13 protein-coding genes are annotated in these 15,375 nt (G+C 72.1%); 9 read left to right on the top strand and 4 right to left on the bottom strand.

Translation table 11 applies throughout. The annotated features are described in order from the left end of the window. Positions 1-3 precede the first annotated feature (3 nt). From nuoL to ACFVUH_RS28245, 7 genes are all read left to right on the top strand, one after another. Positions 4-1,899, top strand: coding sequence for an NADH-quinone oxidoreductase subunit L (gene nuoL, locus ACFVUH_RS28215; RefSeq protein ID WP_387916091.1), 1,896 nt, complete (start codon positions 4-6; stop codon positions 1,897-1,899). 37 nt (positions 1,900-1,936) lie between these two features. Further along, positions 1,937-3,586: an NADH-quinone oxidoreductase subunit M gene (locus ACFVUH_RS28220; protein WP_387916093.1), complete on the top strand. Its 1,650-nt coding sequence runs from the start codon at positions 1,937-1,939 to the stop codon at positions 3,584-3,586. Then, the gene (gene nuoN / locus ACFVUH_RS28225; RefSeq protein WP_355374371.1) at positions 3,583-5,217 is read left to right on the top strand and encodes an NADH-quinone oxidoreductase subunit NuoN; all 1,635 of its coding nucleotides are present in this window, start codon (positions 3,583-3,585) and stop codon (positions 5,215-5,217) included. Before ACFVUH_RS28220 ends, nuoN begins: the two co-directional genes overlap by 4 nt. Before the next feature lie 300 nt (positions 5,218-5,517). Then, the gene (locus tag ACFVUH_RS28230) at positions 5,518-6,528 is read left to right on the top strand and encodes a polyprenyl synthetase family protein (RefSeq protein ID WP_355374374.1); all 1,011 of its coding nucleotides are present in this window, start codon (positions 5,518-5,520) and stop codon (positions 6,526-6,528) included. 127 nt (positions 6,529-6,655) lie between these two features. Next, positions 6,656-7,318: a response regulator transcription factor gene (locus ACFVUH_RS28235; RefSeq protein ID WP_355374376.1), complete on the top strand. Its 663-nt coding sequence runs from the start codon at positions 6,656-6,658 to the stop codon at positions 7,316-7,318. 235 nt (positions 7,319-7,553) lie between these two features. Then, positions 7,554-9,533: a 2-oxoacid:acceptor oxidoreductase subunit alpha gene (locus tag ACFVUH_RS28240; protein WP_387916095.1), complete on the top strand. Its 1,980-nt coding sequence runs from the start codon at positions 7,554-7,556 to the stop codon at positions 9,531-9,533. Further along, entirely contained in the window at positions 9,530-10,582 is a 1,053-nt protein-coding gene (locus tag ACFVUH_RS28245) for a 2-oxoacid:ferredoxin oxidoreductase subunit beta (RefSeq protein ID WP_387916097.1), read from the top strand. Before ACFVUH_RS28240 ends, ACFVUH_RS28245 begins: the two co-directional genes overlap by 4 nt. A 73-nt stretch (positions 10,583-10,655) precedes the next feature. Here the strand turns inward: ACFVUH_RS28245 and ACFVUH_RS28250 are convergent, their stop codons facing one another. Together ACFVUH_RS28250 and ACFVUH_RS28255 are read right to left on the bottom strand one after the other, a co-directional pair. Next, positions 10,656-10,856, bottom strand: a complete 201-nt coding sequence (locus ACFVUH_RS28250) for a DUF6011 domain-containing protein (RefSeq protein WP_355370366.1) — start codon at positions 10,854-10,856, stop codon at positions 10,656-10,658. 66 nt (positions 10,857-10,922) lie between these two features. Then, on the bottom strand, positions 10,923-11,342 hold the full coding sequence (locus ACFVUH_RS28255; protein ID WP_387916161.1) for a winged helix-turn-helix transcriptional regulator: 420 nt from the start codon (positions 11,340-11,342) through the stop codon (positions 10,923-10,925). Positions 11,343-11,464: 122 nt separating this feature from the next. On the opposite strand from ACFVUH_RS28255, the gene ACFVUH_RS28260 reads away from it, so the two are divergent. Beyond that, positions 11,465-12,316 carry an SDR family oxidoreductase gene (locus ACFVUH_RS28260; protein ID WP_387916099.1) on the top strand — a complete coding sequence of 284 codons (852 nt, stop codon included), beginning with the start codon at positions 11,465-11,467 and terminating at the stop codon, positions 12,314-12,316. A gap of 146 nt (positions 12,317-12,462) precedes the next feature. Continuing rightward, positions 12,463-13,443, top strand: a complete 981-nt coding sequence (gene rarD / locus ACFVUH_RS28265; protein WP_387916100.1) for an EamA family transporter RarD — start codon at positions 12,463-12,465, stop codon at positions 13,441-13,443. Here the strand turns inward: rarD and ACFVUH_RS28270 are convergent. Next, entirely contained in the window at positions 13,433-14,317 is an 885-nt protein-coding gene (locus tag ACFVUH_RS28270) for an ABC transporter permease (RefSeq protein ID WP_387916102.1), read from the bottom strand. The two genes, rarD and ACFVUH_RS28270, sit on opposite strands and share 11 nt — an antisense overlap. Beyond that, a complete protein-coding gene (locus tag ACFVUH_RS28275) occupies positions 14,304-15,236 on the bottom strand; it encodes an ABC transporter ATP-binding protein (RefSeq protein WP_387916104.1) in 933 nt (310 codons plus the stop codon). Before ACFVUH_RS28275 ends, ACFVUH_RS28270 begins: the two co-directional genes overlap by 14 nt. Positions 15,237-15,375: the final 139 nt, after the last annotated feature.

Genomic DNA, 15,375 nt, shown 5'->3' on the forward strand with positions numbered 1-15,375 from the left:
TCGGTGAACTCTCTCATTCCGCTGCTGGTCGCGGCCCCGCTGGCCGGCGCCGCCCTGCTGCTGCTCGGTGGCCGGGCCTTCGACCGGTTCGGCCACTGGCTGGCCACCGCGCTCGCCGCACTGTCCTTCGGCTTCGGCCTCGCGCTGTTCTCGTCCATGCTGGGCCGGGACGCCGAGGAACGCGCCGTCACCGAGCACCTGTTCAGCTGGATCCCGGTGAACGGCTTCCAGGCCGACGTCGCCTTCCAGCTCGACCAGCTCTCGATGACCTTCGTCCTGCTGATCACCGGCGTCGGCACGCTCATCCACCTCTACTCGGTGGGCTACATGCAGCACGACGAGCGCCGGCGCCGCTTCTTCGCCTACCTCAACCTCTTCCTGGCGGCCATGCTGCTGCTGGTGGTCGCCGACAACTACCTGCTGCTGTACTTCGGCTGGGAGGGCGTGGGCCTCGCCTCGTACCTGCTGATCGGTTTCTGGCAGCACAAGCCGAGCGCCGCGACGGCCGCCAAGAAGGCGTTCATCGTCAACCGCGTCGGTGACCTGGGCCTGTCCATCGCGATCATGCTGATGTTCGTCGAGTTCGGCTCCTTCGCCTTCGAGCCGGTCTTCGCCACCGCCGGCAGCGCGAGCGAGGGCAAGCTGACCGCGATCGGGCTGATGCTGCTGCTCGCCGCCTGCGGCAAGTCCGCGCAGGTGCCGCTGCAGTCCTGGCTCGGGGACGCGATGGAGGGCCCGACCCCGGTCTCCGCGCTGATCCACGCGGCCACCATGGTCACCGCCGGCGTCTATCTGATCACCCGCTCCGGGGCGATCTTCAACCTGGCGCCGGACGCCCAGACCGCCGTCGTGGTGGTCGGCACGGTCACCCTGCTCTTCGGTGCGATCGTCGGTTGCGCCAAGGACGACATCAAGAAGGCCCTGGCCGGCTCGACCATGTCGCAGATCGGCTACATGATCCTCGCGGCCGGCCTCGGCCCGATCGGCTACGCCTTCGCGATCATGCACCTGGTGACCCACGGCTTCTTCAAGGCCGGGCTGTTCCTCGGCGCCGGGTCGGTCATGCACGGCATGAACGACGAGGTGAACATGCGTCACTACGGCGGCCTGCGCAGGTACATGCCGGTCACCTTCGTGACCTTCGGCCTCGGCTACCTGGCCATCATCGGCTTCCCGGGCCTGTCCGGCTTCTTCTCCAAGGACAAGATCATCGAGGCGGCGTTCGCCAAGGGCGGCACCGAGGGCTGGATCCTCGGCCTGTGCGCGCTGACCGGCGCCGCGGTCACCGCGTTCTACATGACCCGGGTGATGCTCCTGACCTTCTTCGGCGAGAAGCGCTGGCAGCCGGACGCCCAGGGCAACGACCCGCACCCGCACGAGTCGCCGCGGACCATGACGATCCCGATGGTCCTGCTGGCGTTCGGCTCGGTGTTCGCCGGCGGGCTGTTCGCGTTCAACAGCTCCTTCCTCACCTGGCTGGAGCCGGTCACCGGCCACGAGGAGGGGAACTCCCCGCTCGCCCCGCTGGTGGTCACCCTGCTCACCAGTGCCTGCATGGTGCTCGGCGTCGCGCTCTCCTACCTGATGTACGGCCGTTCCGCCGTCCCGGTGGTGCCGCCCTACGGCTCCCCGCTCACCCGGGCCGCCCGCCGCGACCTCCTCCAGGACGACTTCAACCACGCCGTCCTGGTCCGACCCGGCTCGGCGCTCACCGCCGCCCTGGTCTACTTCGACAGCCGCGGCCTGGACGGTTTCGTCAACGGCCTGGCCGCCACCATCGGCGGCGTCTCCAGCCGGCTGCGGCGGATCCAGAACGGCTACGTCCGCACGTACGCGCTCTCCATGTTCGGCGGCACGCTGGTGCTGGTCGCCACGACTCTCCTGATGAGGTCCGTCTGATGCACTCGGATTACACACGTCGTCAGGAGGCCGAGGCATGAGCGTCCTCCTCACCGCCACCTGCGCGGTCCCGGCCGCCGGTGCGGTGGTCACCGCCGCCCTGCCGGCCGGGACCACCGAGGGCCGGCGGCGCACCGCCAAGACCGCGGCACTGGTCTTCTCCGCCGCCACCCTGGCCCTGGCCGGCGCGGTCGCCGTGCGGTTCGACCCGGACGGCGCGCGCTACCAGCTCACCGAGTCCTACAGCTGGATCCGCTCCTTCGGCATCACCTTCGCGCTCGGCGTGGACGGCATCGGCGCCGTGCTCGCCCTGCTCACCGCCGTCCTGGTGCCGGTCGTGCTGCTCGCCTCCTGGCACGACGCCGACCCGGCCGCCCCCGCGCCCGAGGGGACCTTCGAGAACAGGCGCCGCACCCAGGGCTTCTTCGCGCTGGTCCTGGCGGTGGAGGCGATGGTGATCGTCTCCTTCTACGCCACCGACGTCTTCGTCTTCTACGTCTTCTTCGAAGCCATGCTGATCCCGATGTACTTCCTCATCGGCGGCTTCGGCGACCGGGCGGGCGGCCCCGATGCGGCCCGTCAGCGCTCCTACGCGGCGGTCAAGTTCCTGCTGTACAACCTGCTCGGCGGCCTGGTCATGCTGGCCGCCGTGATCGGTCTGTACGTGATCGCGCAGGACCAGGGCCTGGCCACCTTCGACCTGCAGACCCTCACCGGCGCGGTCGCCGACGGCCGGCTGCGGTTCAGCGGCACCGCCGAGAAGGCGCTGTTCCTCGGCTTCTTCTTCGCCTTCGCGGTCAAGGCCCCGCTCTGGCCGCTGCACACCTGGCTGCCGAACGCGATGGGCGAGGCCACCGCCGGCACCGCCGTACTGATCACCGCCGTGGTCGACAAGGTCGGCACCTTCGCGATGCTCCGCTTCTGCCTCGGGCTCTTCCCGGACGCCTCGAAGACCTTCGCCCCGGCGATCCTGGTCCTCTCGGTGATCGGGATCATCTACGGCGCGTTGCTGGCCATCGGTCAGAAGGACATCAAGCGGCTGGTCGCCTACGCCTCGATCTCGCACTTCGGCTTCATCATCATGGGCATCTTCGCGCTGACCAGCCAGGGCCAGAGCGGAGCCACCCTCTACATGGTCAACCACGGCATCTCCACCGCCGCGTGGATGCTGGTGGCCGGATTCCTGATCTCCCGCCGCGGCTCCCGGCTGATCGCCGACTACGGCGGCGTGCAGAAGGTCGCCCCGGTGCTCGCCGGCACCTTCCTCATCGGCGGCCTGGCCACCCTCTCGCTGCCCGGCCTCGCTCCCTTCGTCAGCGAGTTCCTGGTCCTGGTCGGCACCTTCACCCGCTACCCGGCGATCGGCATCGTCGCCACCTTCGGCATCGTGCTGGCCGCGCTGTACGCCCTGCTGCTCTACCAGCGCACCATGACCGGTCCGGTCAAGGAGGGCGTCGGCGCCATCATCGACCTCAAGGTCCGCGAACTCGCGGTGGTGGCACCGCTGATGGCGCTGACCGTGCTGCTCGGGGTCTACCCGAAGCCGCTCACCGACCTGGTCAACCCCGCGGTGAACGCGACCCTCTCGCAGGTCCACCAGACCGATCCGGCACCGGCCCACCCGGTCGCCGCCGACCACGGGTCCGGCCAGGACGGGGCCGCCCGCTCAGGAGGTGAGCACAAGTGAGCAGCACCGGATGGCTCGCCGCCGCCGGCGGCACCCAGAGCATTCCCGTACCGCACATCGAGTACGGGCAGCTCTCGCCGATGCTGGTGGTGTTCGGCGCCGCCGTGACCGGCATCCTGCTGGAGGCCTTCCTGCCCCGGCGGCTGCGGCACTGGGCCCAGGTGGTGACCGCGCTGACCGGTCTGGCCGGCGCCTTCGTGGCCGTCCTGGTGCTCGCCGCCCAGGGCTACGGCACCACCAAGGTCGACGCGGTGGCGATGGGCTCGGTGGCCCTGGACGGTCCGACGCTGTTCCTCCAGGGCGTGATCCTGCTGGTCTCGGTGGTCGCGGTGCTGACCTACGCCGAGCGCCGGCTGGAGCCCAGGGCCGGGGGAGCGCCGGCCGACGCGTTCGCCGCCCAGGCCTCCGCCACGCCCGGGGGCGAGCAGGAGCGCGGCGCGATCCGGGCCGGCTTCACCACCAGCGAGGTCTTCCCGCTCACCATGTTCGCGGTCGGCGGCATGCTGCTCTTCCCGGCGGCCAACGACCTGCTGACCATGTTCGTCGCGCTGGAGGTCTTCTCCCTCCCGCTCTACCTGCTCTGCGCGCTGGCCCGGCGCCGCCGGCTGCTCTCCCAGGAGGCGGCGGTCAAGTACTTCCTGCTCGGGGCCTTCGCCTCGGCGTTCTTCCTGTTCGGCACCGCGCTGCTGTACGGCTTCGCGGGCACCGTGCGGCTCGGCGAGATCGCCGACGTCATCTCCGGCAACGCGCTGCTCACCCCGGCGCTGGTCTCCTCGACCCAGAACGACGCCCTGCTGCTGGTGGGCCTGGCGATGCTGTCGGTCGGCCTGCTCTTCAAGGTCGGCGCGGTGCCGTTCCACGCCTGGACCCCGGACGTCTACCAGGGCGCGCCGACCCCGGTCACCGGTTTCATGGCGGCGGCGACCAAGGTGGCCGCGTTCGGCGCCGTGCTGCGGCTGTTCTACGTGGCCTTCCCGGCGCTGCGGCTGGACTGGCGGCCGGTGCTCTGGGGTGTGGCGATCCTCACCATGGTGGTCGGCGCGGTCCTGGCCGTCACCCAGCAGGACGTCAAGCGGCTGCTCGCCTACTCCTCGATCGCGCACGCCGGCTTCATCCTCACCGGTGTGATCGCCAGCAACCGGCAGGGCGTCGGCTCGGTGCTGTTCTACCTGCTGGCGTACTCCTTCGTGACGCTCGGCGCGTTCGCCGTGGTCACCCTGGTGCGCGACTCCAAGGGCGAGGCCACCCACCTGTCCAGCTGGGCCGGCCTGGGCCGGCGCTCCCCGCTGGTCGCGGCGGTGTTCGCGCTCTTCCTGCTGGCCTTCGCGGGCATCCCGCTGACCTCCGGGTTCACCGGGAAGTTCGCGGTGTTCCAGGCCGCGGCGGCCGGTGGGGCGACCCCACTGGTGATCGTCGGCGTGCTCAGCTCGGCGGTGGCGGCGTTCTTCTACATCCGGGTCATCGTGCTGATGTTCTTCTCCGACCCGCAGCCGGGCGGCCCGACCGTCGCCATCCCGAGCGCCTTCACGGCGACCGCGATCGGCGTCGGCGTCCTGGTGACGCTGGGCCTCGGACTGCTGCCGCAGTACTTCCTGGACCTCGCCTCGAAGGCCGTGTTCTTCGTCGGCTGAGCACCCACGGACCGCGCCCGGACCGCCCGCGGACCGCTCGCGGAACGCGCTCCGACGGCCCGGCCGACCGCCCCGGCGGCGGCCGGGCCGACCGCTCCGACGTCCGTCCGGGTCGCGCCCGCCGCGCGGCCCGGACGCCCCGTTCGGGTATCCGTGCTGGCCAGCGGGGACGCCCCGGGCGCGACAGAGCCGCACGCCCGTGCAGTGATCCACTCGCGACCGGATACCCTGCCTGTATGGCCAGCGGCGGCACTCAGGGACCGGGCCGCTAGATCGACCAGGGACAGAGGAGTGGTCTTCGTGACCGTCGTGGGACCCTTTGGGCTCAGCGTGCAGGACCGCGATCTGACCCGCGACGTCCAGGCCGGGATGGACGCGGTGGAGACCGCGCTCACCGACGCCGTGAAGAGTGACGTCCCGTTCATCACCGTGACCGCCAGCCACCTGATCGAGGCCGGCGGCAAGCGCTTCCGCCCGCTGCTGGTACTGCTCGCCGCCCAGTTCGGCGACGCCGGCGCGCCCGGGGTGGTCCCGGCGGCCGTCGTCGTCGAGCTCACCCACCTGGCCACGCTGTACCACGACGACGTCATGGACGAGGCCCCGGTGAGACGCGGCGCGCCCAGCGCCAACTCGCGCTGGGACAACTCGGTCGCCATCCTGACCGGCGACTTCCTCTTCTCCCGCGCCTCCCAGGTGCTCGCCGACCTCGGCCCGGAGGCCGTCCGGCTGCAGGCCGACGCGTTCGAGCGGCTGGTCACCGGACAGATCCTGGAGACCGCCGGCCCCGGCCCGGAGGACGACCCGCTCGACCACTACCTGAACGTGCTGGCCGGCAAGACCGGCTCGCTGATCGCCGTCTCCTGCCGGATAGGAGCGCTGGCGGCCGGCGCCGAGCCGTGGGTGATCGACATCCTCAGCGCGTTCGGGGAGCGGATCGGCATCGCCTTCCAGCTGGCCGACGACGTACTGGACATCGCCAGCGACGGCCACGAGTCCGGCAAGACCCCCGGCACCGACCTGCGCGAGGGCGTGGAGACCCTGCCGACCCTGCTGCTGCGCCAGATGCCCGCCGACCCGGCCGATCCGGAGGACACCCGGCTGCGCGAGCTGCTCCGCAAGGACCTCGCCGACGACGAGCTGCACGCCGAGGCGCTGCGGCTGCTGCGCCGCCACCCGGCGCTGGAGCACGCCCGCCGGGAGACCCTGCGGCACGCCGAGGAGGCCCGCACCCTGCTGGACCCGCTGCCGGACGGCCCGGCCAAGGAAGCGCTCCAGGCGCTCTGCGACTCGGTGGCCATCCGCACCATGTGACGGTGCGGCGGCCCGGGCCGGGGCGGGCCGGGCGAAATGGCCTCGACGGTCCCGAGGGGCGCGCGGATGGGGGAGACTGACACCCGTCAGCACCGTGTCCGCACCTCCGCCCATCCGGAAGGCCGCCATGCTTCGCGTCGTCATCGCCGAGGACTCCGTACTGCTGCGGGAGGGCCTGACCAGGCTGCTCACCGACCGCGGCCTGGAGGTCGTGGCCGGCGTCGGGGACGGCGAGGCGCTGGTCAAGACGATCCACGATCTGGCCGCCGACGGCGCGCTGCCCGATGTGGTGGTCTCCGACGTGCGGATGCCCCCCACCCACACCGATGAGGGCCTGCGCGCCTGCGTCACCCTGCGCGGCCTGTTCCCGGAGCTCGGCGTGCTGGTGCTGTCGCAGTTCGTCGAGGAGCGCTACGCCTCCGAACTGCTGGCCGGTTCCACCCGTGGCGTGGGCTACCTGCTGAAGGACCGGGTCGCCGAGGTCCGCGAGTTCGTGGACGCGGTGGTCCGGGTGGCCGAGGGCGGCACCGCGCTGGACCCGGAGGTCGTCCAGCAGCTGCTGAGCCGCAGCCGCAAGGGTGATGTGCTGGCCGGGCTGACCCCGCGCGAGCGGGAGGTGCTGGGGCTGATGGCGGAGGGCCGGACCAACACCGCGGTGGCCAAGCAGCTGGTGGTCTCCGAGGGCGCGGTGGAGAAGCACGTCAGCAACATCTTCCTGAAGCTGGGGTTCGCGCAGAGCCCCGGGGACCACCGCCGGGTCCTTGCGGTGCTGACTTATCTGAATTCCTGACCGGCTCGCCGACGGGCCGTTCCAGCGGTGCGTTCGTGTTCGAACCGAATTGTCGCCCCACGGTCCGAAATTGGTCGTCCACGGCGTTTTTCGCGAGCTCGGCGGTGATTTTCCGCCGCATCGGGGAGTTCCGTCCAAGGCAATCCTTACCCGCATAGGATGCGAGAGGTGCACCAGGCGGACGGGGGCACACGGCTCACGCCCGCGGCTGGTGCCCACGAGGAGGTCCGCGGCAGTGACCAGTCAGGTCGATCAGTCAGAAGCAGTGGACGGCTCGGACGGCGACGAGGGCCGCACCGGGCCCGACGGGGGCCGCTCCGGCCCTGCCGCGCCGGTCGGTCCACAGCCCCGGGGCACCAAGCCGATCCGCAGGCTGGACCGGGTGATCATCAGATTCGCCGGGGACTCCGGCGACGGCATGCAGCTCACCGGCGACCGCTTCACCTCGGAGACGGCGTCCTTCGGCAACGACCTCTCCACCCTGCCCAACTTCCCGGCCGAGATCCGCGCTCCCGCCGGAACGCTGCCGGGTGTCTCGTCCTTCCAACTCCACTTCGCCGACCACGACATCCTGACCCCGGGTGACGCGCCCAACGTCCTGGTGGCGATGAACCCGGCCGCCCTCAAGGCCAACCTCCCCGACCTCCCGCGCGGCGCGGAGATCATCGTCAACACCGACGAGTTCACCAAGCGCGCGCTGGCCAAGGTCGGGTACGGCGCGGACCCGCTGGCGGACGGCTCGCTGCAGGGCTACCACCTGCACAAGGTGCCGCTCACCACGCTGACCCTGGAGGCGCTCAAGGAGAGCGGGCTCGCCCGCAAGGACGCCGAGCGCGCCAAGAACATGTTCGCGCTGGGCCTGCTGTCCTGGATGTACCACCGCCCGACCCGCGGCACCGAGTCCTTCCTGCGCACCAAGTTCGCCAAGAAGCCGCAGATCGCCGAGGCCAACATCACCGCCTTCCGGGCCGGCTGGAACTTCGGCGAGACCACCGAGTCCTTCGCGGTGTCCTACGAGGTACCGCCGGCCAAGCTGCCGCCGGGCCGCTACCGCAACATCTCCGGCAACCTGGCGCTGTCCTACGGCCTGATCGCCGCCTCCCGGCGCTCCGGGCTGCCGCTCTACCTGGGCTCCTACCCGATCACCCCGGCCTCGGACATCCTGCACGAGCTGAGCCGGCACAAGAACTTCGGCGTGCGCACCTTCCAGGCCGAGGACGAGATCGCCGGCATCGGCGCGGCGCTCGGCGCGGCCTTCGGCGGCGCGCTCGGCGTGACCACCACCTCCGGCCCCGGCGTGGCGCTCAAGAGCGAGACCATCGGCCTGGCCGTCTCGCTCGAACTCCCGCTGCTGGTGGTGGACATCCAGCGCGGCGGCCCGTCCACCGGCCTGCCGACCAAGACCGAGCAGGCCGACCTGCTGCAGGCGATGTTCGGCCGCAACGGCGAGGCCCCGGTGCCGATCGTGGCCCCGGCCACCCCGGCCGAGTGCTTCGACGCGGCCCTGGAGGCGGCCCGCATCGCGGTCACCTACCGCACCCCGGTCTTCCTGCTCTCGGACGGCTACCTGGCCAACGGCTCGGAGCCCTGGCGGATCCCGGAGGTCGACGAACTGCCCGCGATCGACCCGGACTTCGCGACCGCGCCGAACCGCGAGGACGGCGCGTTCTGGCCGTACCTGCGCGATCCCCAGACGCTGGCCCGGCCGTGGGCGCTGCCCGGCACCCCGGGCCTGGAGCACCGGATCGGCGGCATCGAGAAGCAGGACGGCACCGGCAACATCTCCTACGACCCGGCCAACCACGACTTCATGGTCCGCACCCGGCAGGCCAAGGTGGACGGCATCACGGTGCCCGACACGGCGGTCGACGACCCCGACGGCGAGGCCCGGGTGCTGGTGCTCGGCTGGGGCTCGACGTACGGCCCGATCACCGCGGCGGTCCGCCGGGTCCGGGCGGACGGTGGCCGGATCGCGCAGGCGCACCTGCGCAACCTCAACCCGTTCCCGGCCGATCTCGGCACGGTGCTGCGGAGTTACGACAAGGTCATCGTGCCCGAGATGAACCTCGGCCAGCTGGCGCTGCTGCTGCGCGCCAAGTACCTGGTGGACGCCGAGTCCTACAACCAGGTGCGCGGACTGCCGTTCAAGGCGGCGCAGTTGGCGGACGTGCTGTGGGCGGCGATCGGCACCCTGGACGAGGAGGACAACCGATGAGCGAGAAGTTCCCCTCGTTGAAGCTGGTCCCGAAGGCCGAGGCGCCGCAGAGCGCCAAGGAGTTCAAGACCGACCAGGAGGTGCGTTGGTGTCCCGGCTGCGGTGACTACGCGATCCTGGCCGCGGTGCAGGCGTTCATGCCGGAGCTGGGGATCAGGCGGGAGAACACCGTCTTCGTCTCCGGCATCGGCTGCTCGTCCCGGTTCCCCTACTACATGAACACCTACGGGGTGCACTCGATCCACGGTCGCGCCCCGGCGATCGCCACCGGGCTGGCGACCTCCCGGCGGGACCTCAGCGTCTGGGTGGTGACCGGTGACGGCGACGCGCTGTCGATCGGCGGCAACCATCTGATCCACGCGCTGCGCCGCAATGTGAATCTGAAGATCCTGCTGTTCAACAACCGTATCTACGGCCTGACCAAGGGCCAGTACTCGCCGACCAGTGAGCTCGGGAAGATCACCAAGTCCACCCCGATGGGCTCGCTGGACGCGCCGTTCAACCCGCTCTCGCTGGCCATCGGCGCGGAGGCCACCTTCGTCGCCCGGACCATCGACTCCGACCGTCAGCACCTCCAGTCGGTGCTGCGGGCGGCGGCCGAGCACGAGGGCACCGCGCTGGTCGAGATCTACCAGAACTGCAACATCTTCAACGACGGCGCGTTCGAGGTGCTGAAGGAGGCCGGCACCCGGGACGAGGCGCTGATCCGGCTGGAGCACGGGCAGCCGGTCCGCTTCGGCACGGACGGCGCCCGGGGCGTCTTCCGCGGCGCCGACGGCGAGCTGTTCGTCGACGCCGTCACGGCGGAGAACGAGTCGGCGCTGTTGGTCCACGACGCCCACGCGGCCGGTCCGGCCACGGCGTTCGCGCTCTCCCGGATCGCCGACGCGGACACCCTGCACCACACCCCGATCGGTGTGCTGCGCGACGTCCGGCGCCCGGTGTACGACGAGCTGATGGCCGACCAGCTGGCCACCGCCACCGCCGACCGCGGCCCGGGCGAGCTGGCCGCGCTGCTCGCGGGCGGCGACACCTGGACGGTCGACTGAGTCCGGCCGGCGAGCACGGCGGCGCCCCCGGCCCTTCCCGGCCGGGGGCGCCGCCGTGCGTTCCGGTCCGCGTCTAGCCCAGCCCCGGCAGCGGATCCTGGTCGACCTCGTGGCGGGGGACGCGCTCGGCCGGGTCACGGCACTCGGGGCCGAGGCGGAGGATGCGCGACTCCGGGTCGTGCAGGGGGCGGTGGCAGCGGCGGCAGGTCACCCGGGGGCGGACGGCCTCGGGGGTGGCGGTGCCCGGCAGCGGGTCGGGGTCGGCGGTGGTCATGGTGCCGACCGTACCCGTGGGCCCGGCACGGCCGCCGGGCCGAGGACAGGAGGGGGACGGGCCGGTCTAGCGCCCCCGGGCGTCGTACTCGTCGCGGGCGGCCAGCACGGCCGGGACGCGTTCCTCGGTCCAGTGCGCCAGCTCGGCGACCAGCCGCGAGGCCTCCCGGCCGAGCGGGGTCAGGCTGTAGTCGACCCGGGGCGGGATGACCGGGTGGGCCTCGCGCAGGACGAAGCCGTCGCGCTCCAGCGTCTGCAGCGTCTGGGCGAGCATCTTCTCGCTCACCCCGGTGATCCGGCGGCGCAGCTCGCTGAACCGGTAGCCGCGCTCGTGCAGCGCGCCGAGCACCAGCACGCCCCAGCGGCTGGTGACGTGTTCCAGGACGCCCCGGGACGGGCACATCCGGTCGAAGACGTCGGGCGGGGGCAGCGAGCCGGCCGGGGCGCCGGGGCCGCCGGCCGAGGGCAGCTGGGCCGCGGTGTTCATTACCTGCATATCAGTACCCTACTTTGAAGTGCGTACTTACGAAAGGTTAGTGCCGTCCCTAAGGTGAGTTCCGAAGCCGGAAGTCCAACGGACAGCCACCTCAGGGATCAGGGAGCAGCACCATGTACGTCGTCACCGGAGCCACCGGACAGCTCGGCCGCCTCGTCGTCGAGGGGCTGCTGACCAAGGTCCCCGCGAGTGAGGTGGCGGTGGTCGTCCGCTCCGCGGAGAAGGCCGCCGACCTCGCCGAGCGCGGCGTGACCGTGCGGGTGGCCGACTACGACCGCCCGGAGAGCCTGGCGGGCGCCTTCGCCGCGGGCGACCGGGTGCTGTTCATCTCGGGCAGCGAGATCGGCAGCCGGATGCCGCAGCACACCGCCGTGGTCGAGGCGGCGCGCGCCGTCGGGGTCGCGCTGCTCGCCTACACGAGTGCGCCGGGTGTGGCCACCTTCAAGCTGGCCGACGAGCACAAGGCTACCGAGGCCCTCATCCGCGAGTCCGGGCTGCCCTTCGCCCTGCTGCGCAACGGCTGGTACACCGAGAACTACCTGGGCGACGCGGCCGGCACGGTCGAGCGCGGCGCGGTGGTCGGCAGCGCCGGCGAGGACGGCCGGATCGCCACCGCCCCGCGCCGTGACTACGCCGACGCGGCGGTGGCCGTGCTCATCGGCGAGGGCCACGAGAACGCGGTGTACGAGCTGAGCGGCGACGCCGCCTGGAGCCTGCCGGAGCTGGCCGCCGAGCTGGCCCTCGCCTCGGGCAAGCCGGTCGTGTTCCACCCGGTGACGCCGGAGGAGCACCTGCGGATCCTGGTCGGCGCCGGCCTGCCGGAGGGCTTCGCGGGGATCCTGGTCGACGTCGACGCCGGCATCGCGCGCGGTGAGCTGGCCGGCACCCCGGGCGACCTGGCCCGGCTGATCGGCCGCCCGACCGTCCCGCTGGCGCAGAGCGTGCGGACCGCCCTGGGCGCCTGAGCCCCGGTCCGGCACCCCGTCGTGACATCGCCCGCGGCACCAGCCGCGGGCGATGTCATGACCAAAAACCGAATACGGAGATGACAGGCCCGGCCGTGCCCGCTACCGTCGGCTCGACACTCGCGCGTGCGGAGGGCGGACGGGCCATGCCAGAGACAACCCAGCACGAGGCCGGACGCGGCCTCTGGTACGGCTTCGCGGCCTACGGCATGTGGGGCCTGTTCCCGCTCTTCTGGCCGCTGCTGGAGCCCGGCGCCGCCGACGACATCCTGGCCAACCGGATGGTCTGGTCGCTGGTCGCGGTCGTCCTGCTGCTGATCGTCCAGCGCCACTGGGGCTGGATCCGCCCGCTGCTGCGCCAGCCCCGCCGGCTCGCCATGCTGGGCGCCGCCGCCACCGTGATCTCGGTCAACTGGGGCGTCTACATCTGGGGCGTCAACGCCGGGCACGTGGTGGAGACCAGCCTCGGCTACTTCATCAACCCGCTGGTCACCATCGCCTTCGGCGTGCTGGTGCTCAAGGAGCGGCTGCGCACCGCCCAGTGGGCGGCGGTGGGCATCGGCGTCCTCGCGGTGGCGGTGCTGACCATCGGCTACGGACGGCTGCCGTGGATCGCGCTGACCCTGGCGTTCTCCTTCGCCACCTACGGGCTGCTGAAGAAGACGGTCGGACTGAGCGGGCTGGAGAGCCTGGCCGCCGAGACCGCCTTCCTGTTCCCCTTCGCGCTCGGCTACCTGGTCTACCTGCAGGTCTCCGGCCGCGGCACCTTCGGGCACACCGTGCCCGGCGAGTACGGCTGGGGGCACACCGGGCTGCTGGTGCTCAGCGGCGTGATCACCGCCGTCCCGCTGCTCCTCTTCGGCGCCGCCGCCGTCCGGGTGCCGCTGAGCGTGCTCGGCCTGCTGCAGTACCTGGCGCCGGTGTTCCAGTTCCTGATCGGCATCGCGGTCTTCCACGAGTCGATGCCGCCCGCCCGCTGGGCCGGCTTCGCCCTGGTGTGGGTGGCGCTCGCGCTGCTCACCTGGGACGCGCTGCGGCGGGTCCGGGCCGACCGGGCGGCCGTCCGGGCCCGGACGGCCGCCGCTTCGAGCACCGCTCCCGCCGACGCGGTGCCGGTCAGGCGGTGATGTCCCGCGCGGTGAACCGGGACCACGCCGCCGAGCCGAACACCGCCACGTAGGCGGCCTGCAGCCCGAGGTTCTTCAGCACCCCGTCCCAGTACATCGGCTCCCGCAGCAGATCGCCGAAGGTGAGCCAGTGGTGGGTGAAGAGGAACGGCTGGATCGCGTGCAGCTGCGGGAAGGCGTCCAGGATCTGCACCGTGACCACCAGGCCGACGGTGGCCGCCATCGCCGCGATGCCGCTGCCGGTGAGCGTCGAGACGAACAGGCCGATCGCGACCAGCCCGGCCAGCGAGGCGGCCACCACGGCGGCCACCAGCACCGCCCGCAGCAGCGCCGCGCCCAGGCCGATGGTCTCGCCGGAGATCAGCGTGACGTCGCCGACCGGGAACAGCACCGTCCCGGCGATCACCGCGGAGAGCGCGACGGTCACCGTCGCCGCCAGGCAGAACGCCAGCCCGGCGGTGAACTTGGCGGCCAGCAGCCTGGTCCGCCCGGCCGGCGCCACCAGCAGGTAGCGCAGGGTGCCGGTGGCCGCCTCGCCCGCCACCGAGTCCCCGGCGACCACGCCGACCGTCATCGGCAGGAAGACCGGCAGCGCCACCGCCAGCGCGGTGAACACCAGGAACAGGCCGTTCTGGGTGACCTGGGCGATGAACGCCGGGCCCTCGCCGCCGCGCGCCCCGTCCGTGTTGATCTTGACCACCACGCCGATCAGCACCGGCAGCACCGCCACGATCCCGAGCAGCACGATCGTCCGCATCCGGCGGAAGGTCAGCAGCAGCTCGTTGCGGAACAGCGCCAGGAACCCGGCCGCCGTCTGCGACCGCCGCCCGGGCGCCACGGCCGCGAGGGCCGGCACCGCCTCAGCCCGCGACATCGAAGCCCTCCCCGGTCAGCGCCACGAAGGCGTCCTCCAATGTGCCCCGCTCCACGCCGAAGCCGTGCACCCGGACGTCCGCCGCGACCAGTGCCGCGACCAGCCCGGGCAGCGCGTCCTCGGCCAGCGAGGCGACGTCGCCGTCCACCCGGCCCTCGCCGATCCGGACCTCGGTGACCTTGTGGGCGAGCAGCACCTCACCGGCCCGGTGGGTGTCCGGGGTCCGCACCACCAGCCGGCCGCGGGCCCGGGCGGCCAGCTCGGCGACGGTGCCCTGCACCACCAGCCGGCCGCGCGACATCACCGCGGCATGGGTGCAGACCTGCTCGATCTCGTCCAGCAGGTGCGAGGAGAGGAAGACCGTGGTGCCCTCGGCCGCGACCTCCCGGATCAGCGCCCGGATCTCCCGCATGCCCTGCGGGTCCAGGCCGTTGGTGGGCTCGTCCAGGACGAGCAGCTCGCGCGGCTGGAGCAGCGCCGAGGCCAGGCCCAGCCGCTGCTTCATGCCCAGCGAGTAGGCCCGGGCCTTCTTGCCGGCCGCGGCGGCCAGGCCGACCCGGTCCAGCGCCTCGGCGACCCGGAGCTTCCGGGTGCGCGGGTCGGACGTCGGATCGGCGGCGTCGAACCGGGCCAGGTTGTCCCGGCCGGAGAGGAAGCCGTACAGCGCCGGCCCCTCGATCAGGGCGCCGACCCGGGGCAGCACCGAGGCCACCGACTGCGGCATCGGCTCGCCGAGCACCGTCGCCACCCCGGCGCTGGGGGCGATGAGGCCCATCAGCATCCGGATCGTGGTGGTCTTGCCGGAGCCGTTGGGACCGAGGAAGCCGAAGACCGAACCCCGGGGGACGCTCAGGTCCAGCCCGTCCACGGCGAGCTGGCCGCCGCGGAAGCGCTTGGTCAGACCCCTGGTCCTGATCACGTCGTCGGAGGGGCGGGAGGGCGAAGCGGCACCGGGGGGGGGGGGGGGGGCCGCCCCCCCCCCCCCCCCCCCCGCCCAAAACCCCCCCCCCCAACCCCCCCCGAGGCGAACAACAAACACACCCCACACAGACACCCCC

This window comes from Kitasatospora sp. NPDC058032 (assembly GCF_042885845.1).
GTDB lineage: Bacteria > Actinomycetota > Actinomycetes > Streptomycetales > Streptomycetaceae > Kitasatospora.

Bases quoted from the DNA above. Each gene is read 5' to 3' on its own strand.
- ACFVUH_RS28235 (WP_355374376.1), top strand. From the start codon at position 6,656: ATGCTTCGCGTCGTCATCGCCGAGGACTCCGTACTGCTGCGGGAGGGC.
- rarD (WP_387916100.1), top strand. From the start codon at position 12,463: ATGCCAGAGACAACCCAGCACGAGGCCGGACGCGGCCTCTGGTACGGC.
- ACFVUH_RS28260 (WP_387916099.1), top strand. From the start codon at position 11,465: ATGTACGTCGTCACCGGAGCCACCGGACAGCTCGGCCGCCTCGTCGTC.
- ACFVUH_RS28245 (WP_387916097.1), top strand. From the start codon at position 9,530: ATGAGCGAGAAGTTCCCCTCGTTGAAGCTGGTCCCGAAGGCCGAGGCG.
- ACFVUH_RS28250 (WP_355370366.1), bottom strand. From the start codon at position 10,856: ATGACCACCGCCGACCCCGACCCGCTGCCGGGCACCGCCACCCCCGAG.
- ACFVUH_RS28220 (WP_387916093.1), top strand. From the start codon at position 1,937: ATGAGCGTCCTCCTCACCGCCACCTGCGCGGTCCCGGCCGCCGGTGCG.
- ACFVUH_RS28255 (WP_387916161.1), bottom strand. From the start codon at position 11,342: ATGAACACCGCGGCCCAGCTGCCCTCGGCCGGCGGCCCCGGCGCCCCG.
- ACFVUH_RS28270 (WP_387916102.1), bottom strand. From the start codon at position 14,317: ATGTCGCGGGCTGAGGCGGTGCCGGCCCTCGCGGCCGTGGCGCCCGGG.